General features: G+C 53.5%; 19 protein-coding genes and 1 pseudogene. 14 read left to right on the top strand and 6 right to left on the bottom strand.

Going from position 1 to position 22,119, the window contains the following annotated elements; all coding sequences use genetic code 11:
• The first annotated feature begins 275 nt into the window (after window positions 1–275).
• The 3 genes from OH705_RS21610 (at window position 276) to OH705_RS21600 (ending at window position 2,825) form a co-directional block, all read left to right on the top strand.
• Window positions 276–980, top strand: a complete 705-nt coding sequence (locus tag OH705_RS21610; protein WP_267302947.1) for a hypothetical protein — start codon at window positions 276–278, stop codon at window positions 978–980.
• Between the two features lie 601 nt (window positions 981–1,581).
• A complete protein-coding gene (locus OH705_RS21605) occupies window positions 1,582–1,953 on the top strand; it encodes a histone-like nucleoid-structuring protein, MvaT/MvaU family (RefSeq protein WP_267302946.1) in 372 nt (123 codons plus the stop codon).
• A gap of 56 nt (window positions 1,954–2,009) precedes the next feature.
• On the top strand, window positions 2,010–2,825 hold the full coding sequence (locus tag OH705_RS21600; RefSeq protein WP_267302945.1) for a hypothetical protein: 816 nt from the start codon (window positions 2,010–2,012) through the stop codon (window positions 2,823–2,825).
• Window positions 2,826–2,955: 130 nt separating this feature from the next.
• Here the strand turns inward: OH705_RS21600 and OH705_RS21595 are convergent, their stop codons facing one another.
• The gene (locus OH705_RS21595; RefSeq protein WP_267302944.1) at window positions 2,956–3,372 is read right to left on the bottom strand and encodes a helix-turn-helix domain-containing protein; all 417 of its coding nucleotides are present in this window, start codon (window positions 3,370–3,372) and stop codon (window positions 2,956–2,958) included.
• Between the two features lie 248 nt (window positions 3,373–3,620).
• Here OH705_RS21595 and OH705_RS21590 point away from each other — a divergent pair, with 248 nt between their 5' ends.
• From OH705_RS21590 to OH705_RS21575, 4 genes are all read left to right on the top strand, one after another.
• Entirely contained in the window at window positions 3,621–3,848 is a 228-nt protein-coding gene (locus OH705_RS21590; RefSeq protein WP_267302943.1) for a hypothetical protein, read from the top strand.
• Window positions 3,849–3,988: 140 nt separating this feature from the next.
• Complete coding sequence (locus OH705_RS21585; RefSeq protein WP_267302942.1) at window positions 3,989–4,279, top strand: hypothetical protein; 291 nt, start codon at window positions 3,989–3,991, stop codon at window positions 4,277–4,279.
• Window positions 4,280–5,083: 804 nt separating this feature from the next.
• Window positions 5,084–6,151 carry a DUF4427 domain-containing protein gene (locus tag OH705_RS21580; RefSeq protein ID WP_267302941.1) on the top strand — a complete coding sequence of 356 codons (1,068 nt, stop codon included), beginning with the start codon at window positions 5,084–5,086 and terminating at the stop codon, window positions 6,149–6,151.
• A gap of 198 nt (window positions 6,152–6,349) precedes the next feature.
• Complete coding sequence (locus OH705_RS21575; RefSeq protein ID WP_267302940.1) at window positions 6,350–6,583, top strand: DUF7706 family protein; 234 nt, start codon at window positions 6,350–6,352, stop codon at window positions 6,581–6,583.
• Window positions 6,584–6,647: 64 nt separating this feature from the next.
• On the opposite strand, the gene OH705_RS21570 is transcribed toward OH705_RS21575, so the two are convergent.
• The 4 genes from OH705_RS21570 to OH705_RS21555 all read right to left on the bottom strand — a co-directional run bounded on the left by OH705_RS21570 (window position 6,648) and on the right by OH705_RS21555 (window position 12,516).
• Complete coding sequence (locus OH705_RS21570; RefSeq protein ID WP_267302939.1) at window positions 6,648–8,066, bottom strand: UvrD-helicase domain-containing protein; 1,419 nt, start codon at window positions 8,064–8,066, stop codon at window positions 6,648–6,650.
• The gene (locus tag OH705_RS21565; protein ID WP_267302938.1) at window positions 8,056–9,786 is read right to left on the bottom strand and encodes an ATP-dependent nuclease; all 1,731 of its coding nucleotides are present in this window, start codon (window positions 9,784–9,786) and stop codon (window positions 8,056–8,058) included. Before OH705_RS21565 ends, OH705_RS21570 begins: the two co-directional genes overlap by 11 nt.
• A gap of 145 nt (window positions 9,787–9,931) precedes the next feature.
• Entirely contained in the window at window positions 9,932–11,617 is a 1,686-nt protein-coding gene (locus OH705_RS21560) for a hypothetical protein (RefSeq protein WP_267302937.1), read from the bottom strand.
• Window positions 11,614–12,516 carry a hypothetical protein gene (locus OH705_RS21555; RefSeq protein WP_267302936.1) on the bottom strand — a complete coding sequence of 301 codons (903 nt, stop codon included), beginning with the start codon at window positions 12,514–12,516 and terminating at the stop codon, window positions 11,614–11,616. Before OH705_RS21555 ends, OH705_RS21560 begins: the two co-directional genes overlap by 4 nt.
• A gap of 893 nt (window positions 12,517–13,409) precedes the next feature.
• Between OH705_RS21555 and OH705_RS21550 the strand changes: the two genes are divergently transcribed.
• From OH705_RS21550 to OH705_RS21535, 4 genes are all read left to right on the top strand, one after another.
• Window positions 13,410–13,760 carry a hypothetical protein gene (locus OH705_RS21550; protein WP_267302935.1) on the top strand — a complete coding sequence of 117 codons (351 nt, stop codon included), beginning with the start codon at window positions 13,410–13,412 and terminating at the stop codon, window positions 13,758–13,760.
• 51 nt (window positions 13,761–13,811) lie between these two features.
• Window positions 13,812–14,027: a hypothetical protein gene (locus OH705_RS21545; RefSeq protein WP_267302934.1), complete on the top strand. Its 216-nt coding sequence runs from the start codon at window positions 13,812–13,814 to the stop codon at window positions 14,025–14,027.
• A 186-nt stretch (window positions 14,028–14,213) separates the two neighbouring features.
• Window positions 14,214–16,196 (top strand): ATP-binding protein, encoded by a 1,983-nt coding sequence (locus OH705_RS21540; protein ID WP_267302933.1) that lies wholly within the window; start codon window positions 14,214–14,216, stop codon window positions 16,194–16,196.
• Window positions 16,197–16,314: 118 nt separating this feature from the next.
• Window positions 16,315–18,036: a hypothetical protein gene (locus tag OH705_RS21535; RefSeq protein WP_267302932.1), complete on the top strand. Its 1,722-nt coding sequence runs from the start codon at window positions 16,315–16,317 to the stop codon at window positions 18,034–18,036.
• Between the two features lie 77 nt (window positions 18,037–18,113).
• On the opposite strand, the gene OH705_RS21530 is transcribed toward OH705_RS21535, so the two are convergent.
• Entirely contained in the window at window positions 18,114–18,701 is a 588-nt protein-coding gene (locus OH705_RS21530) for a hypothetical protein (RefSeq protein WP_267302931.1), read from the bottom strand.
• Between the two features lie 429 nt (window positions 18,702–19,130).
• On the opposite strand from OH705_RS21530, the gene OH705_RS21525 reads away from it, so the two are divergent.
• The 3 genes and pseudogenes from OH705_RS21525 (at window position 19,131) to OH705_RS21515 (ending at window position 21,961) form a co-directional block, all read left to right on the top strand.
• Complete coding sequence (locus OH705_RS21525) at window positions 19,131–19,865, top strand: hypothetical protein (protein ID WP_267302930.1); 735 nt, start codon at window positions 19,131–19,133, stop codon at window positions 19,863–19,865.
• A gap of 284 nt (window positions 19,866–20,149) precedes the next feature.
• Window positions 20,150–20,332, top strand: a pseudogene (locus OH705_RS21520) (IS5/IS1182 family transposase); the annotation flags it as partial.
• A 159-nt stretch (window positions 20,333–20,491) separates the two neighbouring features.
• Window positions 20,492–21,961, top strand: a complete 1,470-nt coding sequence (locus tag OH705_RS21515) for a hypothetical protein (protein ID WP_267302929.1) — start codon at window positions 20,492–20,494, stop codon at window positions 21,959–21,961.
• Window positions 21,962–22,119: the final 158 nt, after the last annotated feature.

The raw sequence follows: 22,119 nt of genomic DNA, 5'->3' as shown, positions 1-22,119 counted from the left end.
TCTGTCACTGAAGAGCCTCTGTACGTTCGGCAATGAAGAAGCCTGCGATGCCAGGCGCAAGCCGAGCGACCGCATGGTTTTGGGCATGTGACAGTACCATCCGTGCAATAAGGGAGTGCTTAAAAAAATGGAGGTGACCATTGAGCTTGCCTCATGGGGCTCGCGATGTGGGCGCGCACTTTGGCACTTAATTGAGCATCCAAAATCCGTCGCCTCTGTTACGATGCTACATGGAGATCATGCTCACGCCATAGTCAGAGGGATTTGATAGCATCATGAAGAACAGTGTCGAAACAAGCGGCGAAAAAAACAAACGGTGGATGATTATAATTGGGTGCGTCATTGGGGGTGTTTTGGGGCTGGCTGTCTTGGCTTACTTCAGATATCCGATGTTGGTACATGAGATCTTTAAAGCATCGGTAGCGTCCTTGATTATGGCGATTTCACTCAGTATCGGCATAATTGGTTACTCTGCCTATGCCACTAAAGAGCCAAAAAGCAGTTGGCTGGAGTGGCCGGGCATTAAAAGTATTGCTGCAAGCTTGTTTTATGGATTCGGCTTCTTCTTTATTTTCTATGGCGTAGTGTTGTGTGCTAAAGGTGTGCTCACTGTGCTCTGGGTGAAAACTGCGAATATTTGGCTGTTTTCTTGGCTAGTTGGAATTGCCACCTTGGTTGTTGGTGGTGTGTTTTTCTGTATGCGGCTTAAATGGAGGGCTACTTATGGTTTTACAGAGGTTACGGCGGGGATTTATTTTGCTTTTTATAGAGCGTTTGTTGAGAAGGGTAATGTGCCAGAGAGCTTGGAGTTTTATTTTGCAGTGCTCGCTGGCGGGATTTATCTGGTGGTTCGCGGTCTTGACAATATTCATCAGGGTAAATCAGTCGATAAAGACCCGTTGGTTCGGTTTGCTTCGCGCATTAAAAAGAAAGTTAAAGCTGCAGGTTCTGGAAATGTTAAGCAAGCGCTCGATGAGTAAGGGGTTCGCCTTTGCGCACGCATGAATGCTGCTCTAATTAGATAGTTGCTATTAAGTGCTCAAAGCCATCGCTCTTGCTAGAGCGGTGGTTGAAGAGCACTCGGCGAAACAGAGTTGCGGCTTTTAGGGAGGGGGTGGAAAAATTAGAGGATGTGCGCGATAAGTCTTGCTCTGATTGATTCGTTTGGTTTCAGGCTTATAGTTGCCGATCAGGAAAGGCCGCTGTTTACCCATCGAAGCCTTTCCTGAATACCCACGGAACCTGATCCGCCATTCTATGGACAGCACTGAGAAGTCCCATGGAAGAGGGGCAATCGCTTGACGACACCCCTATGCCGTTCTGATTTTCCTTCTTGGCAACCTGCTGCCGGCTGCGAAAGAAAAAAGCTGCCATCGAAGGGCAGGGTATGACTAGCCTGTCATGATCCAGTAGACATGGGATAAAGTTCTCCTGAGGCACATTCGCCCTTGGCTGCGTATCAACCTCCACGCCTGGTTGCACATCTGAGCATCATGTCTTCTACTGTTACCGTATACTCGTGTAAGCTAATGAGCTACGACATGACGCTCCAAACGAGCCGAGCCAACATAAGGAAACCAAATGTCCAGACTTGCCGAGTTTCGCGCACTTGAACAGCAGCTCGCAGCACAGCTCGCTGAATTGGAAAATCTGAAGAACGACGATGGCCTTAAGCGCGAAATCGAGTTCGAGAAAAAGCTTCGCGACTTGCTCAATGAGTACGGCTGCAGCCTGCGCGACATCATTGCCATTCTCGACCCACAGGCCGCCAATCGCCGGGGCGCGAGTGCTGCCATAGTAGAGAAAACTAGCCGCAAGCCCCGCCAGCTGAAGGTCTACAAAAATCCTCACTCAGGTGAAACCGTCGAGACCAAGGGCGGAAACCATAAAACTCTGAAAGAGTGGAAGAGCGAGTACGGTGCTGAGGAAGTTGAGAGCTGGCTCGCTCAGTAAGTCTTTTTTGAGTGCAAATTAGGGCCCTGCGGGGCCCTTTTTCATGGGAGAGGGATATGTGGGAATTTCTAAAGGATAGATTTGAACGAAAGCTATGCGCCTCGGCCTGCGCAGCGCTAGCCTGCCTCCTGGCGGTCAAAGTGAAATTCCCCGCTACTGACTATATGGTCACCGAGTGGCCCAGCATCGTGCTCGTACTGAGGTCAAAGGCTTTTGAAGACGTCATTGGAGATCTTCTGACAGGATTGGTCGCGGCATATTTTTTCTACGTCGTGGTCGATGTGATCCCCCGGTTGAGAAAGGAAAAACACCAGATGGAGGTTTTGAACCGCCTGGTTGCCTCAATCGTCGATTCCTATGCAAAAGCTCATTGGTTCGGCCACACGATGGAGATCACTCAAGCGGATTTGAGCCTTCTAACCATCAGTCATCTTGACCGGCTGATCGCAGAAGTTGATGGAGATAACCCAAATTTCGGGAAGTTGAAATGTGCGCTATTTACAGCCCACTCAAGGTATGCCGACTTTTCGGCCACCCTGGCGATTGCATCATCGATCAGTTCTGAGCGCGCCCTTCAATGGTTGGTACTCACCGACAAGGTGCGACTGCTCGTTGACAATTACAAGCAACACCCAGTCAGCGATGACTATGAGCCTAAGCACGTTTTCAGCAATTGGCGATCAAAGATCGATGATACCGCTGTCGACTTCCTGGAGTATGAGTCCGCCATTGATGGATTCCGAGGCAGCCTTCAGATTGGGGTCTTGGAATACCTGGAGCAGGCCAGGAATTGGATCAGTCCAGTTCCAGCGGGGGATCCCTCAAACGCCCCGACTGACCTTGAGGGTCAAGACATTGGGCCGGCACCCTAACCAGCGGTTGGTTGACCAATCTGGGAGTATGATTTCTGCTGGCTTCCATTAGCCCGAATCGACCATTGGTTCAGTGAGCCGTAACCAGTCCTTCTGCTGTTAAGCTCCAGATCTCGCATCAAAGCCAGCCTCAGAAGAGCAACTCTCTTTGTCCTGCTTCTACTGCTTGAGTGTGGCGAGGAGGTTGGCCAGAGGTGCGCCGCACAGCGGGTGAAGGAATAGCAGGGCCAGGGGCGGCCTTCAGCGCATTCAAGCCCGGTAAACCACCATCGCGCGCTAACGCGCGAATCTCATGATCTAGATTGGCTACGAGGCTGACTGCGGATTCGCCTGTAGCCTCACTCACCGTCAAAGCGAGTAGTGCCAGCGGGGTCAGGTCGAGCCGCTCGCTGAGCTGCTCCAGCTTGTCCAGGGTGATACTGGACTTTCCGCTTTCCAGCTTGGACAAATACGTCCTACTGGTCGTATCCGAAAAATCACGCTGCGATATGTTCCGTTTGCTGCGTAGCGCGCGCAGCACGACAGCGAAAGACGATTTCAGTGCCATGAAGCTCTCCTCGCATCGAGACGCCATTACGCATGACCCTGGCATCCCCTTTCCACTGACAATCGAACCAGGCCGTCACGGCTTGGCATTATCTGGGCCACCCGGACAGCGTTGGGCTTCGCGTTCCAGCTTTCGGCAAAGCCGAGGCCATCGAGCGGGCGGCTGGGCAGTACTGTTGAAATATACAGCTATCAGAATTATTCTCATAGGAGAACATTTGTACTCCACTCGTATCTAGGGCACATGGCATGAATCGTCACGTCGATGACACATCACTCGAACCCTTCTTCAGTCGTGAAGAGCTCCTCGAACAGCGTTGCCATCTGCTCGAAAGCGAGCTTGACGAGCTGGGAGGGGAGTTGCAGGCAAGCCGGGAGAAAATCTCGACCTTAGTGGTGATGTGGTCGGGCGTGACTGCCGAATTGCGCGCAGCAGAGGCAGAGATCATCAAGATGAAGTCGCAGGCTCAGGCCTAAGGATCACGATCGATCTCGTTTGGGCTGCAGGCAGCAAGGCCACCGAAGGAGGGCGTGGGATCGACGTATCAGATTTCAAATCCTTCCATCCGACGTAGGTCTGATTTCACCATCGATCCAGCTTTCGAAGGCCCTGGCCCTTGGAAGCACCGGCGATCAGAGGGCAACGTAGACAAGCACGGCGTCGTCACTATGGACAGCTGCAGCAACTGCAGCCCAACCTGCAGCAGCCTCAACACACCCTGGCGGTTCGCACGGATGAATTGACCATGCTCAATCGCGACAACCAGATAAGCGTCCGGCGAACGGCCAAAGCAGCGGTGCGGCTATCGACGCCTGATGGCATGTCAGCAATCGAATTCGTGAAAGATCAGAAGACCTTGGAGCGGGTGATGGGGGTACTGGCTCAGATGGAGCATGGATATCCTTAAAAACGCTCACTAAAAACTAAGCTATGGCTTAGATTTTCGGTTCAACTGCCCCATGATCCGCAAAATCGAAAATATAGTTTCGTTGACTGGTACGTACCTACGCGGGCCGACCAGGCTGCGCAAAGTGAGTTGAAAGGATGATGACTGCGTATCGTTGTCACGTAATGGCCTCGCTTGTTTATTGAAGCAAACGGGTGGCAAGTGATCAATGAGGGATTTCATTAGAAAATCTCATTGCGTGTTAGAGATATTGAAAATCAATCAATTCTTTGGGTATCCGACTTTACTCTGCAGTGTTAGCGAAGTTGTTATTAGTAGTGGTGAGGGTGAGTTAAAGTGACTAGAGAATTCAGTGGGTTGTCGATTGGTGTATTCAATATATGCTGATTCTGGTGCGTGTTTGATCAACGGCTTCCTCTGCAAGGGCTTCTTGAGCTGCAATATTTGATTTGACTATTTATTGCTTGTGTAGCAATAAAGTCTTTATGGCGCTTTGTGGTGTGCTCATAAAATATCTGAGCCGCTTGCATTGTTTTAAAGTTGTGTCTATGGTTGTCATTGTTAATTTTGAGTTGTGCGATTTTATGAGTTGCTGAGTCGATCAGACTTTATCGAGTAGGGGGAGCCGAAATGCCGAGGAGGAAAAGTGGTGGATGTTCAGTACCTCGTATAGCCCATTACTTTCGCACGGTTAATCTTCTTGACGCATCATGCCCTGAGTTCATCCCTGAATCATTTCCCTTTTACTGTCAGTCCGATGATTACGAGTGGTCGGCTGGGCTTCTGCTCAGGCTAGCTATGCGGATGCACCATCTCTGGCCCACCTTCGGTGTGCGCGAGGGTATGAGAACGATCCAAGGCCAGCACCCCGCTTTGTGTTTCACAACGTTCAACCTGGCTGATCTCATCGCCGTGCGCGATGGCTTCACTCCGCAGAATGGTGCGGTCACGCAGTACGCAATCACGCTACCCATGAAGGTTGCGCTGAAAGGCGGCATTCAACCGGTTGTCCAGTGGTCGAATGGACAGGCTAGCCTGCTGGATGGGACTTGGCTTGATGACCTGAAGCAGGATGATGCTGACAACCGGTACCGGTACCTCTGTGACCAGTCGCCTGCGAACCAGTGCACCTCGTTGCCTGAATGGCGGTGGCGGTATCCCAGAAACTACCTTCGCAACATCAAGAAAATCGAGGACAGTGGTTTCGACGACAACGTCATCCCTGGGCTGAAGCTCACCCAGAAAAAATGGTCGGGGATGGGCATCGTGGTGCCCGATTTGGCAACAGCCCGTAGGCTTCAGTACGACGTACTGACCTTGATCGACCGGGGCCTCGTATCCGAAGCACACTTCGATCACATCCTCGTTTGCGACCAACTGCCCTCGTGTATTGATGGTCTCAGCGAGGTTGAGATGCAAGCGGTTTTCAGCAAGGCTTGCTTCGATTTCAAATCCTGTAGGACTGTCCCGGCGTTCAAGGCAGGCCTGGCTGCAATTGATTTCTCTACCCGCGTCATCAGGCTTGAGGGCTCGACTGCCAAGACAGTTAAACGAGAGTGGGGAGGCTGCTGGCTCTGGTTCGAAGACAACAGCCACCCATATGTCAGGAAGTTAGTGCAGGCAGGTCGAGTCAAACCAAACAAGAAAGGGCGCTATCTTGCATCTTTGGATGAGCTTGATAGGGGGCGGGATCTGCGTGAGCGCCAAGAAGCCGTATTAGCGCTATCGGAGCAGCTGCGAGAGAAATATGGCGTACAGAGCAGTTATTTCAGTGTGAAGGTGTCGTATTCGCCCGATGATGATCCGGCCTACGCGGGTAGAATATGGGGTGGCGGGTATTTCATCACACCCACTTCAGAAGAAGAGGAATAGGCCGTCTGGTACTTATGCTCGTGCGAATTAATCATGGCGTCTGCATTGGATTCCTGCAGCCTCATCAGTGATGAGGGCTTGATACTCTCCCTTACAGACACCTGTGGCCAACGCGCTTTGGAAGTGGCTAATTAAGCTATTGAACAAACTCGTTGTCTAACCTCGCCAAACTGGCCCTAGGCAAAAATGGAGCCCCTTATGAGTAAGCTGTCCCAGCACAAAGATGTCACCCTGACTTTCGAGGTCGAGGGCCGCCAGGCGGATGCCGAAATGAGCCACGAGGAAACTGTGGCATTAGCCCAGTTCTTTAAACGGCTCAGTTGGAGTGAGGTGCGTGAGTGCGCAATGAATGATTACGAAGCCCATCTAATCTGGGCTGCTGTCGCAAAGCTGCAGAGTGGCCTGGCCCGTGCTGGTTATGCGCCACACTGATCCTTCGACATCATCCCAAACGCCGAGGCGCTTCAGGCCTCGATTGAGCATCTTCTACTGTGATCTACCTCCGGTGTCCGAGGAATTGGTTCTGGCTGCAGATGACGAGCCTTCTAGCGCCTCTCGTCATGGCAACGTAGAGATTCCTGGCATTCATTTCCTCAGGCTCCAAAATCACCGCTACATCCGCTTCTAGGCCCTTCAGCAGCAACGTGCTGCCGACTGCCCTGCGAGAAAGGGATCGACCCTGGAGTCGGTTGCGCTCTCGGATCTGGATGGCGGCTTCATGGAATGAGTGGGTTCTAGAGGCTGCAATCCGTAGCGCGGCGATACAGCAGCGAAGGATCTCAGGCCGGTACACGCGACAATCCTGCTGCTCGGAAAGTCGCTGCAAGAGGTCTATCACCCTTGGATAGGTTGGCTCTACGAGGAAGTTTACGGCTACGGACTCTGCGACCGTGGGCGGGATGCGGTTGCGAGCGCTGCGAATAGTCTCGACTCGTGCAAGGAAGGGGTTCACGCCGACTCCGGTCATGACACTCCCGGCGAAGTTCGCTATTTGAGTCAGTGCCATCGGCCCGGTCAGTTGGAAGTGCTGAGCGAAGGTGATGAGGTCGGGCAGATCAACAACCTCAACCGTGGTTGCACCGGGTGTTTGGCTTGTCAGGCGCTGTCGGCCACTGGCGTTTCTTGAGTCGCCGATGATAAGCGCAGTCTCTCCTTGGTGCAGAGGTGTCATAGCAGCAGCTCGCCGCTGCGCATCAGCTGTCGCTGCCTGGATCCGCACACATTCAACTTCAGGTGGCGCTGCAGCGAGATCAACGGGCTGACCAGCTTGCAGTTGCTGCCGGACGTGCAGCAGCCACAGCCCTAAATTCTCCGCACCTGCGAGCCGCCATCGCCATGGTGTGGCCAGCGCTCCTATCGCGGGGAACTCCGGAAGAACCTCGGTATTCCAGTCGACTAACCTGTTCTGGGCGAAGTCGAAAATCGACTGCATTGGGTCGCCCAAGACATACGTCGGCAACGTGCCGGCCAAGCAGGTGATGATGGCGTGCTGCACCTGGTTGCAATCTTGGTATTCGTCGACCAGCACATGCGAATAGGTCGACCGCAATACCTGATCAAGATGTCTCGCCCTCAGTAGTCCGAGGGCAGCTGAGCGGATGGCCGGGTAGTCAGTGGTTCGATTGGCCAGCTGCATGATTGCAGGATTGTGCCCACTTCTGCCTGGAAACCTGCTGATGAGTTTCATGGTAAAGCCATCAAGAGTGGCTATTCGAAATGAGGTCGGTGCTACTCTGGCCCGAGCCATCCGTGCGCGGAGGGCTGTAACTCCGGCGTTGGTATGTGTGAGGATCAGAATGGGTTTGGGGCCGTTGTGCTGAGCCAAGGTATCTGTGATCAGCTGGGTCTTGCCGCAGCCCGCCGGCGCGGTGACTGATCCCCTAGGAAAATCGAACAATGCGATCTCAGGTGGCATGTATCCAGCCCCTGATCAAATTGATGGTCGCTTGAAGGCTTTGGTGGGAAGCGTTCAGTTCAGGGCCGATGATGTTCTTGGCAATGAACTCGTACGTTGTCACTGACTTGAACCAACCATTATTGCGAATGCGAGACGCCTGGCCCAATGAGGTTAGCGTAGGTGGAGCGTAGGGAACACCTTGCTCCCGAAATCCTTGGATCGCCTCAAGATTCAATGCATTCTGAGAGCGATCGCGAATGTGGCTATCCACCAGGTCACGATCCCGCACTTCAATCGCCAGGGTAATCAGCCGATCAACTGCATGATGCGGCAAGCTTGCGAACAGCTCATCTTCTAGAGCTCTCTGCTGTCCCCAAGTCGCAGACTGCCCACCTGCAGCCAGGAAAGCGTTCCGGACTTCAGGGGTCGCGGGCTTGTCTGCGTCGATAATGACGAGCACTTGATAGCCAAGGCTTAGCAGTGCGGAGCCGCGCTGGTAGGCCCTGTCGGGACTGCCCCCATTGACGTTGACATATGCTCCACCGAGGGCCAGGAAAGAGGGAAAACCCAAGGTGCCCCAGTACTGATCCAGGCCACGCATCAGTCCCACCTCGCTGGCTCCCTCGCACACCACCACGCGCCTGGCCAGAAATGCCTCAGGATCTGCTCGAAGTGTGCTTTGCACGTCATCGGTGACGCCGGCCTGGAGTACCTCATGGTGATTGGCGAGAGAGCGAACGACGAAGAGTTGACGGCCTGAGAGTTCTCGCAGGGCTACTGGGGAGTGGGTAGTCAGGAACACCTGCAGCGGTTCAGGATTGTTTTTGGCACCAAGAGAATCCATGAAGCGGATCAACCGGTGCGGTTCCAACCCGTACTCCACCTCGTCAACCAAAGCGATAGACGCTGTCTGGGCTGCTTGGCGCTGCAGTCCAGCGACGAGTAGACGAGATGACCCCGAGCCCAATGACCGCAGGGGAATACCTTGCTCGTTGTGCAAGGCAATGGCGCCATCACCAATTGAGACAGAATGCGCATCCAGTAAGGCCTGGGTGAATGCGCCCACCGGAACCCCAAGCTGTATGGCGGTCTGCGTGACGATTTGAAGTGGCTGTTCAAGCTGCGCGCCGGCTTGTACGCCGAAGCTGTTGCGGGCATCCCGCGCCGCCGCTGCCAACGCACCGCCCAGGGCAGGCCGATCATCAGTGAGGCGATTGAGAATGGAGTTGCGACTCCATGACAAATTGGTATTGGCGTAGCTGCCGATGCGAGCTGGTGAGATGCGAGCGCGATCCTTCCATGCAAGGTTGCGCTCAATCTCCTGTTGGTGTGCACGCTCAGAATAGAGCCGCCAGAGAGGCTCCAGGTCACTCTCTACCTTAAGTTGTAACGTCAGGACGGTCTCAATACCGAAGCGCGGTTCGTCTTCCAGGGCTCGATTGACAGGGTCGAAGCCCCGTAGGAAATCACCGTAGCTATCCATATTGATCAGGTCATCGGGCAGGTCGCCTATGGTCGCCGTGATCAGGATCGGGCGGGTAACATCCAACCGGTAGAAATCAGTGTCGCCGAAGGGGGCGTTGCGGCGGGCGCCCAAGCAGAGGTCGATAGCGTCGAGAATGCTGGACTTCCCGCTGTCGCCAGGGCCAACCAGGCAATTGAATCCCGGGGCAGGAGTCCAATCCAGGCGTTGGATTGAACGGAAGTTCTCGATCTGAAGCCGACGGATCCTTGCCATACGCTGCGTTCCTGAATGCTGAGCAGCCCGATGCCGCTCCGCTCTGAATCATAGCCATATTTTGGATGACGGCATGGTGGTGCCAGGAAGTGAGCGAGCCCTCGTCGTCCATGACGAGGTGAGCAGGTCGAGCAGGGGAAAGCTGTTATGGCGCTTGCTTTACCCCGGCGAGCTTCGCGAGGTACCACGTGGGCAGTGGGTGGCGGTGCAGCCTAGCCGAAATGGCAATCAGCACTTCCCAGGGCGTGTTATGCCAAACGAAGTCCTCTGGGGCAGCGGCGTGGCTCGGAATTTTCAGTGAGGCATCGACTTCTTCTGCCGGCGTCTGCCGGAATCCGGTCAGGCTGCGTGATACACCAACGGCATTCACATAGGCCCTGGAACTCGTCAGCGTCTGCAGTGCTTGCTGCGGGAACCACCGCTCCATGGTGACTCGCTCCAGCTTCGGCACAATCTCCGTAGATAGTTGATCAAGAGCTTCCTGATCCCCCAGCAGCGCGGCCATGGTTCCCAGCAGTGGCACCAACGTCGTAGTCTGAAAGAATCGCTCCCTCTGAGTTTCCTTTCCGTAGTGCAGGGCCAGAGCATCTTCGAGATCATCGGTGTCCACCGGCATGATCCTGTTCTGCTCCAGCGCCGTCTCAAAACGGTCAATGCACTCGCGCAACATGACTTGGGTGCTAGTGATATCTCCCGTAGCCATAATCGCCGCCATGGCGAGCGAAAGATCGATGGCTTGGCCGTCGTAGACCGGCAACATGCAGCCGGTGTGCGCATAGATGAAAGACCCCAGGTACATGTGCAAAGCCAACACCTTTGCAGGTTCGGCTTTCAGAGCCTGAAGCAACAGCAGCGTGGCGCCCAGGCGACCAAGCTCGTCGCAGACCAAGTCCATATAGAGCACCTGGTCGGGGCGGTACCGCAGAACATTCCGACGGTTGAGAAGCGACGGCATCACGCGGTCGTAGTACCGGCCCAAAGCATCGGCATGGAGCTGGGCAAGCGTTTTGAATCGCTTGAGGAACTGGGCATCGTCCTGCAGGCCCTGCGTAATTGACTCTCCCCACAGTCGCAGCAAGAGGTAATCACCTGCGAGGATGCCAGGCTTTTGGTTGCCTTCGCTTTCACCCCAAACGAGCAGCACCGCCCACCCCATCGCTGCCGCAGCAGCTCGTTTGTGGAAGCGGCTCCGACGCGAACTCTCGGAGACGTCCGGCCCATCCTCCAGGGCGCTCATGCAGTCATCGACGAACCGCACGAACCGAGAGAATGACGCGTGCGTGTCCTCCAGGCCGGCCAGCGCGGCTCTCAGGTCAGACTTTCCCTTATCGAGAAGCAGGGCGTCGTCAAAAAGGTACTGCTCGATGAACGGGGTCAACTGATCCATGCCCCAGAACTCCAGCGAGCACAGCGGTGAGAATTCCGTTATGTCTTTCGACAGCGCGGTAAAATCCGATTGCGCATCTTGCTTAAGGACACCGTTGGAAACCAGGACGATCCGCTTTTCCAGCATCCTCAAAGGCTCTGGCACCCGATTCCGAACGTACTCGGTCGACGCCTGGCGGATGGATGGCAGGATTGCCTGCTGGGTGCCGTAGAAGTCGTTCCGGCTTACATTCCCGAACTTGATCACGAACAGGAAGACTTCCGTTTCTCCCTGGTCATTCTGCTTGGTAGACATGATGTCCACGCCACCTTGATTCACACCGACCTGTGCACGGCTCTGTACTGAATGACCCATTGCTTGGAGAAGATCTGGAAGGAGTGCATCCAGTTCATCACGTTCGCGAAGCCCCGAAAGGTAATGCGAAAGAATCAGTTGGATATTCATTGGCTAGGTTCCTCCCACAGCCGTTGCACCATATAGCCGTAAAGGAGCGGATCTGCAGTCCAGGTCTGAGGCAATTCCACACTCATTTCGTGGCTGAACATGGGGATCATCGCCTCTACGGTGTCCTGATCGTTCTGGTACTCCACCGCCACTTTGTTGGCGTATTTGAAATGCTCCGATGCCATGAACATATCGGCCAAGAAGGAATCCCCCCGCGCCTGCTCGGTCACCGCTCGACTTTCATTCCGCCGCAGGTAGCGAAGGCTTCGACGCATTTCCGACGACATTTCAAGCTCGGCCAAGTGGGGGAGGGCCTCCAGCTCACGGAGTTCGGAGGCAAGCCTCTCGGTCAGGTTTTGGGCGAGCGGCGAGTCAGTCAGCGGTGAAGACTCTTCTTCCAGAAGCCGTTTGCAGGTGGCCGGATGCTCGACCGCAAGGAACTCTATGACCGTGGCCGTGTTGCTCGAAATCAGCGGGCTTGGTGGCAGGTCTTCGTTCAAGCTCAGCACCCAACCCAAAGTCACGGCTACGGGAACATCCAAAGCACACAGCCTGCGCGCAACGGTAGTGGCGCATTGCTCAGTTACGCCGGTTAGCGCGAATCGCTCCAGCTTGGGGTATTGCAGGTAATGAACGCTGATCTCATGAGCCAGTGCCTTGCTCAGCCTGTAATGCCCCTTGGTGCCTATCCAGTAGCAGGCGGCCAACAGAAACAAGTCAGTGGTCGCGATCCGGCGAAGGCAGCCTTTTGCTTCCTCTCGGAGCGCCTCAGCATCCACCTCCGACATTTCTGCTTCACGCCACAGCGCATAGAACTCTTCCAGCAAGGCCTGGCCATCCTGTTCATGGTTGGCTCGATACAGGCGAAGGTAAAAATCGTTGAACCGCATCATGTCCATCTACATGGGCTCCGGGGCGGGAGTAATTGTCCTTTGGAAGACTTTTAACGTGACTGTTACCGCCTAGCGAGGCGTGTCCTTGACGACATCCAACCATTACATCTCGTTGCCATGCAATGGCATCCTGGTGGGGCAAGGGGCAGGGGGCCCGAAAGCTGCCAAAATGCCACCCTTTCCGGACACTGTCGGACAATTATGTTCATTTGCGACGTGTCGTGTCTGTTTGCGACGTTTTTGCCACCCCCCCCTCTTGAAATTTTTTTTGCGAGACGGAGTTTAATTATTTGAGAGCAAAAGAATTTTAATGGTGTTGGCACCACTGCCGATGCAGGATCTACACGCGACGTGATGGCCTGGCTTACCTGTTTTTGCTTTTCGGTTTTTCGCCCTTAGGTTGCCTTGCCGAATGGCGAGGCGGGGCGTTCAGGGAGATCGGTCTTTAGGGCCGTAGGCCCTGCTTACGCTTTGAATACAAATGACCGCGATTCCCACATTTTTTTGAGTGAATCGCTCCGCCTGGAATTGCACCCGTCTCATCCAACTCCGGCTATGTTGGCTGAGCTCACCCCGGCATTTTCAGCCAGTGGGATGGGCACCGTTAGCTCTGGTTATCGATAAATTGATCTTCTGTGTCAGCCCGGAGCATCATCGTGATGCATTAGCCTCCCTCAGGGCTTCCTCCAGAGCCGCTAGCGCGTCTGCCAGGCGCTGATCTTCCCGAGGGTCGCCGCTGTCAGGTCTAAAAGCTTCACAATGCCTTAGAAGGGCTTCTAGATCGTTTCCGTTGAGATCGAATTCCACATGCATGATTGATCGTCCTTGGACTGGGAAAATGGTTGGGCTGCGGTTGAAAGCAGCATGGTGCGGTGACGAAGTGATTGTGGGGTTTTGATTTGAACAGTGATATCGAGAAGCTGATGTGGGAGATGGCTTGGAAGGTCTATGGGGATTCCCTAAGCGGAATTCTGGGGGAGGCATTATCAGGCTACAAGCGCAGTGCAGGCTTCGATGAATTGACCCGTCTGTATTGCAGCACCGCCGGGCAAGAAGCGCTTCCGATTTTGCGGGAGGCGCTGCTGGAATGCTGGCCTGACGGCGACTTCGGACGGTCGGAACTGTGCGTCGAAATGCGTTCTCGGCTTCGTTCACACCTGAGTCAGTGCTTACTGCGCCGGCTGGTCATTAAACATGCAGCGCCGCCGATTCTGCGTGATGCCCTCTTTGGTGTAGATTTGGGAGCGTGAGCGGCGCAGTGAATTAGCTGACCCGATCTACCCAGGCCACCGGGGGGTGCCATGAAGCAAGACCGCAAATCCATGGCACTGAGTGATGATGAGTTCGTTGCCATGATGAGAGAATTCGATTCTGCAGGGGACTGGATGCGTAAGGCGTTGACGGCGAAGCGTGCAGCTTCGAGCCTCGGCGCTTTGAAGCAGTCCAGCACGGATGCGACAGGGCAGCAGGTCGAACAGAATCGTAACGAGCATTTCGCCGCCGATTTGGGGCTCTAGCTCAGTGTTTTTCCCCTGACCTAAACAAAGGCTAAGTGGTGAGTGCGGCACCGCGTGATCGCTGATTTCGGGGTATTCGGAAAGTGATCTTCCCGGATTTAGCTCAGCAAGCCAATCAGGTAGGATTGCTCGCATCTGCTGCTGTCTGGCAATTGGCCAGCGCGCAGCCATCCATGGAGGGAATCGATGTCCGACCAAACCCGTCATCTGTCGTTGTTTGAGGAGGACTATCTTCTCCGAGAGTTGGGCCCCGTCGCACACGTACCGCAGGTGGCTCTCACTGAGCTTGTGGCCAATGCCTGGGATGCCGGTGCGAGCAGTGTCGACCTGATTTTACCCACTGAGCCAGGCGGGACGCTGACCGTGGTTGATGACGGTCACGGAATGACAGCTCAGCAGTTCAGCAAACGCTGGATGACGCTTCGGTATGACCGTCTCAAGCATCAGAGCTCCAAGGTTGAGTTTCCCAAGGGCAAGAACGGCAAATCTAGGAAGGCCTATGGTCGCAACGGGGTTGGTCGGCATGGCCTTCTTTGCTTCGGTGACCAGTACCAGGTAGAAACCTGGCGCGATGGCAAGCTCAGCACCTTCATCGTGGGTACCGAATCCGGGCCCAGTCCTTTTGTGGTGCGCTCCGAGGAGTTTGGTGAGCGGGAAGGTTCGGGCACACGGTTGTCCGTATCGGTTACCCGCAAGATGCCGGATGTGGATGAAATCATCACGGTGCTGGCCGCAAGGTTCATTCATGACCCGAGTTTCCAAATTCGAGTCAATGGCACACCGCTGACCCTCGCCAAGCTTGAGCAGCATGCTCGCTCGCACACTTTGAAGCTGAGTGATGGGCGCACAGCAAAAGTCATCGTCATTGACTCCACGCAGCAGAACCATGCCTCTATCCACCAAGGTGTGGCGTTCTGGGTTGAGCACCGACTCGTTGGCAATCCCTCGTGGGTTATCGGCCAGGTAGCAAACTTCGATGGCCGCACAAGGTTCGCCAAACGCTACAAGGTCATCGTAGACACCCAGGGCTTTGAGAGGCATGTGATTGAGGACTGGACAGGATTTCAGTCAACGCCCGCTGTCGAGGAGCTGTACAAGGCTGCCGCAGAGTGCATTGGCCAGGTGGCGGACGAGTTGGCGGCTGAGGTTGTGGAAGCCGCTTCAGAAGATGCGTTGGTTCAGAATCGGTCAGAGCTCAAATCGCTGGGGCAGGGTGCTCAACTCGAAGTCACTGCCTTCACGAAGGCAGTTGCCCAGGCTCACCCTATGGTGTCCCCGGAGTTTCTCGCCACGGCGGTGAAAGCCGTGATCAACCTTGAGAAATCCAAGAGCGGGGCATCGCTGCTTCACAAGCTGGCCAACCTGCCTGCGACGGACATTGAAGGCTTGGACTCGCTCTTGGCCGATTGGTCAGTCAAGGACGCCTTGCGTGTGCTGGATGAGATTGATGGCCGGCTCAGCGTCATCGAGGCGATCACCAGGCTGGCGGAGGATCCAGAGACGGATGAACTCCACACGCTGCATCCGTTGATACTGCGGTCTCGTTGGTTGTTCGGGCCAGAGTTCGAGTCAGTGGAGTACTGCTCGAACATGACCCTGAAAAGTGTGGCGAAGCAGCTCTGGGGGGATGGGGAAGCTTTGTTCATCAACGATCGGAAACGGCCTGACATCGTGGTGTTGCCAGACCGGGCTACTGCCCAGCTGGTGGGTATTGAACAGTTCGACCCTCAGGATGCATCAGTCGCCCAGATGCAAAACATCCTACTGATCGAGCTCAAGAAAGGCGGCTTCAAACTCAATCGTAAAGAGGTCAACCAGGCCGACGGGTATGTCCAGGACATCGCCGCATCAGGCTATGTCAATGGCTCTCCGTTCATCACGGCTTGGGTAGTTGGTCAGTCGATCGCCGCCGGGGTGAGTACGTCCAAAACAGTGGGTGATGAATCCCGTAACTATGGCCAGGTGAGGGCTACTACCTACGGCACTCTGGTGAGCACCGCCAACCTTCGTCTGATGCGGTTACGGAAAACCCTGGAGGACAGGTACGACAATCTCACGACAGACACGCTTCTGGCCAAGGTACTGTCTACCCAGGAGCAGGGCAGTCTTGACCTGGTCACACCCAGTGCCGAAGAGCCGGCGGAAGCGGAGATCAACGAAGTCGTCTGATCAGCAGGTGCTAGACATCCTCAGAGCATTTGCAGGGCCGTGAAAAGTGGACAGAGCAAGATGAGCTTCGCCACTTTGAAGTCGTGGAAGGTGAGATAGTTATCCAGTAGGGGGTTTCATGCTACAGGCTGCGACCGGAAAGCTGTTCACGAACCGCGAAAATCCACGCCGGCAGGATCTCAAAGGCGTGATTTTCAGCAACCTTGATCTTGGTGTTACCGATCGTTTTAGTACCAGGATTGGAACCTTGATCAATTTAGAATCATCCCGAAGCCCAGCTGCGCTGGGTTATGAGATGACTGAATTTATGGAGGCGGAGGAACCAGCTCCAGGGGTTCTCATTTCTCGTTCGATGGGGGCCTACATTGATGACTTTGCGGATGTAGCCTCTTTCAGCCTGCAGGTGATTTGCTCACCAGATGTTCACATTGCCGAGCGTTTACTGCACCAGCGGCACCGGCCTGGAGACCGTCGCCCCAGCGAACGACTGGGGCGCTTTTATGATGCGTCAGTCAGGGTAACTGAAGCGGAGCTACAGGAATTCGAGCATTTTGCAGATCAGTTGATCGACTTGCCACGTTCTACCTATCTCGCTGTGATCCAGGCAATCCGAACGTACGTGGCTGCAGTTCATCGAATGAGCGACGACCTCAATCTGGCCTACACACTTTTAGTGATGTGCCTGGAGTCGCTGGCTCAAAAGTTCGATGGCCACGAGCCGAATTGGTCTGATATCCCGGATCAAAAACGAGCGGGGGTGGATGAGGCACTCCAAGGTGTCAGTGAGGAAGATTCCCAGACGGTCAGGGATGCTGTGCTCGAAGTGATACATCCGCGCCTCGGCTTTAGATTTGTTCAGTTCATCCTGGCCCACCTGCCGGCGGACTACTTCTCGGCACAGGCCGATGCACAGAAGCATCCAATAGGCCGACGCGATCTGGAAGCGGCCCTACAAAACCTCTACGGCGTACGTTCGGGCTACGTTCACACGCTCAAGCCGTTGACCAAGGAATTCCTCCATTTTGCTACCCATAGGGAGACATATGAGGACGACGGTAAGCTCACCTTCACGTTCCAAGGCTTGTTCCGTCTGGTACGAGCAGTGCTCATCGAGTTTGTCCGAAGGTCTCCGAAGATCGAGCATGAGCCTTGCAACTACGAGTGGGACAACCCCAATCTCCTGATGCTAAGGATCGACCCCAAGCATTGGATTTATGACCCTTCAGCCTTCGATGCGCAGGCGTCGAGGCGATATTTCCAGGGTTTGGTCGAGCTGCTTGACCAGTGCTTGTTGGAGTACCCCGATCGCAAACTTTACCGCCCGAGTAACGTAATCGATAAGGGGCTGAGCATTCAGCCACAGATGAACGAAGCTCAGCAGGTGCCGTTCCTAGCCTTTTGGTGGCTGTCCAACATCTACCTAGGACACGATTCAGCTAGAAGAGCGCACACCCCCAGAGAGGTGGAGCTGCTGAACAAACCGAGCATCGACTCCCTGATTATCCAAGCCTTAATAGGTAGCGATTCGGAATGGGCGCCCGACGTCCACCAGCTCCAACTGGAGCGCTATTACGGGCAGCGATACAAGGCCAACGGTGTCCGGTTGCCCTCGAACGTGGAAGCCTGTATGGCTTTAGCATTGGCCGAGCGTCACAGGAGGGCAGGTGACTGGTCTTCGGCTGTGGCAGCACTGACATCCGCTGCTGAAAACTTTCCGCACCTGACGCAGCTGCGCACGTTGCCAGATGAGTTAGATCAGGGCACTCCGATTAAGTGGATCGCAATAATTTACCCTCGTACCACCATAAAGCAGGCGACGCTGCAGTGCATGGGGTTGTGATCATTCTCCAACGCTGGTGTAGTCCGGGGTGCCGGGGCATTTTTGGAGGGCGGCGATCAACGCCACTGCGCAGGTTGCTACCAGGCTGAAGGGTCGATCCCTGCTTGTTTAAGTGACAGAGCAAACGAGGCATCGATAACCACCTCCCCAGTCGTAGAGGCAGCTTGGTTCAGGCCGACAGTTCGGTATTTCAGAACTCGGCCCGCTAACATCTGCTTTATGATTTTCTTGGCCTTATCACCGCCGGTGACTGTGAAAGGGCTCATCGTCTGCGCAGCGCTGGTCATCGCTTGTGCTTGAGCATCCTTCACAAGGGTCGCCTGTTCAGATGGCAGGTTTAAAGCGTATTGCGGTACTTCAGGCACCAGGCTGACCGGCGCCTCCTGCGGGCTGATCGTCCACGCCTCATGCTGATCAATTCGGAGTTGAACCGTGCCTACAGGCACCTTGAAGCGCCCACCTGACATGAGCCCAACGTACACTTCATCTCCTTCTTTTCGTACGACGGGATAATAGTTGAACGGTTTGGTCACGATCAGAGGGACGTTGGTGTAATCGCCCACGGTGACCATAAGGGTCGTTTGGTCGGTGAATTCGTCCGTGGAGCCGGCGGTTTTCCATACCTGGCCAGCGCAACCTGCCAGGGAAATAGCCGCAATGACCATAGCGGTGAGTCTCTCCTTAATGCACTCCAATTCATAGAATCGTGAAATATAGCAAATGGCCAGCCGTCGATGCAGATCTGAAGCTGGAGTCCAGAGGGAGATCAGGCAGGGAAGGCTACCTTCTGCGTCAGAAGCTGGAGCCTTGATGAGAAAAAGCCTTGCTAGGATCTTGGCGCGATTGAGCCCTTGATGGCATTATGGACGCACTTCCATCACGAACAGTTTTACTAGCGAGCAACCTTCTGCGACCTTGTCGTGGAAGTGATCTCTCGGTACAAGTCTGAAGCTAGCGGTGTACTCATGTCGAATGAGCGGGCTTGCGCCTGTCGCCTACGTTGCACTAGTTAGATGTTGGGTTTATGGAGTAAATTTCTAAGGGTTAGAGAAGTTCGGTTTTGATTGTTATCATGCGTTTCGAGTATGGTGTATATGGAAATTGATGAGTGTTTTTCGCTTGATTTAGTAACGGCAGTGAATAGATGGATGCTTAGTCCGAGCGCCGATGTCGCGTCACTCGTAGACAAGGCCGCTGCGAATCTCCCCGTTGAATTCAGAATGCGGGAGGCCCCTGTTTTTCGTCGTGTCGCATTAGGAAAGTCTAGTATTTGGCAGCTCCTGGGTGAGCAGTCGTTGAGCGAGAAAATATCCTCTTGGACGCTAGATTCGGCTCTTGCCAAAGCTTTTGATGGGGGTGTCCCTCCTGTCGGGTGGCAAGGGGTTATATTCAAGATCCTTCCAGATAGAGGAAGGACGGTTCTAAATATTTATAGATTGTTCTCGTCGGGAGAGTTCCGTGCAGCGGTTCAAAAGCATAGGGCGCAAGTGCCTAACATTGAGTACGGCATCGATGAGTTTAGTAACTCTGAAAGTGAGGTGATTGTAGAGCTTGATTACTTGCGCCCGGAAGATGTTTGGTCTTATGGTGGTTACTCCGCTAGCGAGGCAGAAATAATTGAGATGGCAGCTGCCGAGATGCTTGGACGGGCGCCGACTGAGGATGAAAGAAATTATTTGAGTACTTGCTTAAAGGCCAGCGGTGCAAAGCTAGGGGCGAAATGGATAACGGAAGAGCAAGTTAAAAGTTTGCAGATTGGATTAAAGGATAAGATAAAGTATCTTCAGGGCTTAAAACGTGCGCAAGCTGCTTGGAGAGCGACAGATTAGCAGGTTGCCTAGTTATCTGGCTTGTGTCCTTTCTTTCAAAAGTAGTCAGCGTTGTACTTGCCCATCCATGTGAAGACATCAATGAGGACCCCGCCTCGTGAGTTCTCTGTCCTCGCGTCATAACTCAAGCAGCGTCTATCATGGTCTTTGTACAATTATGTTTGTACGAAACCCCGAGAACCTAACTCAATCGTGGCCCCTTGCACGCTGGGATTTTGTATAGCCCCTCGCTATCATGGAAAGGAACCCTGAGATGGCAAAGCGTTACGAACTCTCGGACGAGGCCTAGGTTGTTTGGTCGGCCCAAGTGCCGGCAGCGCGATATCATCAAACGTGTGATTGGCTGGCTAAAAGAGAACCGCAGGATCGCGACACGTTTCGACAAGCTTGCGAAAAGCTATGCCGCCTTGGTCTTATCTACTTTTTCCATGCGGTGTTTGCGTCATTTATTTTCGTACAGGGCCTAGACATCCTCCATTGTGTGTGGCCATGATCACGAGTCGGTGCTGTCCGGTCTGACTCAGCAATTGCTTGTGCTACTTAAGATTGGAGCCAACGACAATACTGTCATAAAAAAGCGGTGAAAAGCCTCGCACGTCAACATTGGATAACATGGCAAGGACTCTATGAACAACTTTCAATTTTTACTTTTTCGTGGAAAGCATGAACTTTCAGTGTGCATCGACTCAAAGGGTGACCTTTCAGAGTTAATGCGAGATATCACTCTCTGCTTTGCTACCTCGGTCGATCCTGTTGATAAGCAGGTGCGCATATCATGCCGGCAAAAATCCTCTCCAAGCCTGAGGGATAGGATTGGAATCTTTATTGATTTATACAAAGAAGTAGACCCAAAGATTCATAGGGTAAGAAGTTTTATTGAAAAAATTCCAGACGGAGAGCACTTTTTCTTCCTTCCTGGCATGCAGTGTTTGCCTTCTGACGCAAAACTCTATGCAGTTGTCGAACTCATGGCGCTGGATGAGGGTCAAGATCCTGATAAAGCCCTAGAAGCCTTCAAAGACAATCTTGGGCCGTTCTTCGATAATTTTGAAATTGACGGTCGGATAACTGATAAAAAGACGAGTATAGGAGAGCCTCTGAAAAAGAATCGCGTATGCCGGTTTTGCAGCAATACGCGACCAATGCCCAACAGCCAATCTCCCCAGGAGGTAAATACTACCTTCAAACAAGAGGCTCATGCTATTTCAGAGGCGCTTGGGAATAAAACCATCATCCTCAATGAGGAATGTGATGCATGCAACAGATTCTTTTCTGAAACTTGCGAGAAGCATATTTATACCTATTTGCGATGCCTCGGCACATTGTTTAAGGTAAAGAATAAAGATAATACTGTTTCATCCATAAAAGGTAAAAATTTCCAGATCACCTACTTGTCTGAAGACAAAAAAAAGAAGCTAATTGAGGCTGCTAATCCCTCTGAACTTACTGAGCCAACAGATGCCGATCCAATTTGTGGACATCATTTGTCAGCGGGCGCGCTTCAAACAATTGCCACGCTGGACTTTTGTATATCATACACTTTAGATGAGGGCGAGCGTGCTCCCGAGGGCAGCCCACCTGCAAATCTTCCGCTTAAATTTAACGAAAAGCTTAGTTTGCAAGAGGTGTACAAGGCACTCGTAAAGTTCGCTCTGAGCGTTATGGAGACTAAAAACCTTAAAGGGTTTGAGAAAACGGTTGCGTGGGTCTCCGGAAATCACCAAGTCACGCATCTTCCTAAAATTGCGATACTGCATTCATACGCAAGTTTTACAAGAGGGGCGGAGCTGACTATATATCGCCGCACAAGTAACAATCCGGCACTTCCACTCGCAATCGGAGAGTTTCAGTTTACTTTCCAGAAAATAGTTTTCATTATTCCGTCGTTTAATGATGCGGAATCCAGTTTCATCAGCGAAGCCGAATACGCACAGTATTGGGGTTTTAGCTTTTTCAAATCTGTTCAAGGCTGGAGCTTCCAAGATTTCTCAGAAATTGAAGAGAAAGACTTCATCTTCAACATGAGATTTGCTGATCTTCAATCACCTCCTACAGGGATCTCTGACTCGCTTGGCGAGCATGGCTCCGAAGGATGAACTAAGGTAGCCGCTGGAGAAAGATGGGCTGACCCCAACTCATCTTTCTCCGAAGCGGGCTGCTCCGAACAACCGGTGTCTTTCTTAGCCTCAGTCCAAAATATTTCTTCGCTATTTTTCGCCACGCAGCGCCTGAATTGAGTGGCCAGAGCACGCTA

Origin of the sequence: Pseudomonas sp. BJa3, assembly GCF_026343815.1 — a bacterium.
GTDB classification, from domain to species: Bacteria; Pseudomonadota; Gammaproteobacteria; order Pseudomonadales; family Pseudomonadaceae; genus Aquipseudomonas; species Aquipseudomonas soli.
Note: the sequence above shows the minus strand (reverse complement) of the source record. Positions and strands in the feature narration are given on the sequence as shown.

Coding starts and splice junctions, on each gene's coding strand:
- OH705_RS21575 (WP_267302940.1), top strand. CDS start 6,350: ATGAGTAAGCTGTCCCAGCACAAAGATGTCACCCTGACTTTCGAGGTC.
- OH705_RS21555 (WP_267302936.1), bottom strand. CDS start 12,516: ATGGACATGATGCGGTTCAACGATTTTTACCTTCGCCTGTATCGAGCC.
- OH705_RS21590 (WP_267302943.1), top strand. CDS start 3,621: ATGAATCGTCACGTCGATGACACATCACTCGAACCCTTCTTCAGTCGT.
- OH705_RS21540 (WP_267302933.1), top strand. CDS start 14,214: ATGTCCGACCAAACCCGTCATCTGTCGTTGTTTGAGGAGGACTATCTT.
- OH705_RS21545 (WP_267302934.1), top strand. CDS start 13,812: ATGAAGCAAGACCGCAAATCCATGGCACTGAGTGATGATGAGTTCGTT.
- OH705_RS21565 (WP_267302938.1), bottom strand. CDS start 9,786: ATGGCAAGGATCCGTCGGCTTCAGATCGAGAACTTCCGTTCAATCCAA.
- OH705_RS21600 (WP_267302945.1), top strand. CDS start 2,010: ATGTGGGAATTTCTAAAGGATAGATTTGAACGAAAGCTATGCGCCTCG.
- OH705_RS21535 (WP_267302932.1), top strand. CDS start 16,315: ATGCTACAGGCTGCGACCGGAAAGCTGTTCACGAACCGCGAAAATCCA.
- OH705_RS21530 (WP_267302931.1), bottom strand. CDS start 18,701: ATGGTCATTGCGGCTATTTCCCTGGCAGGTTGCGCTGGCCAGGTATGG.
- OH705_RS21605 (WP_267302946.1), top strand. CDS start 1,582: ATGTCCAGACTTGCCGAGTTTCGCGCACTTGAACAGCAGCTCGCAGCA.
- OH705_RS21570 (WP_267302939.1), bottom strand. CDS start 8,066: ATGCCACCTGAGATCGCATTGTTCGATTTTCCTAGGGGATCAGTCACC.
- OH705_RS21610 (WP_267302947.1), top strand. CDS start 276: ATGAAGAACAGTGTCGAAACAAGCGGCGAAAAAAACAAACGGTGGATG.
- OH705_RS21525 (WP_267302930.1), top strand. CDS start 19,131: ATGGAAATTGATGAGTGTTTTTCGCTTGATTTAGTAACGGCAGTGAAT.
- OH705_RS21595 (WP_267302944.1), bottom strand. CDS start 3,372: ATGGCACTGAAATCGTCTTTCGCTGTCGTGCTGCGCGCGCTACGCAGC.
- OH705_RS21515 (WP_267302929.1), top strand. CDS start 20,492: ATGAACAACTTTCAATTTTTACTTTTTCGTGGAAAGCATGAACTTTCA.
- OH705_RS21560 (WP_267302937.1), bottom strand. CDS start 11,617: ATGAATATCCAACTGATTCTTTCGCATTACCTTTCGGGGCTTCGCGAA.
- OH705_RS21580 (WP_267302941.1), top strand. CDS start 5,084: ATGCACCATCTCTGGCCCACCTTCGGTGTGCGCGAGGGTATGAGAACG.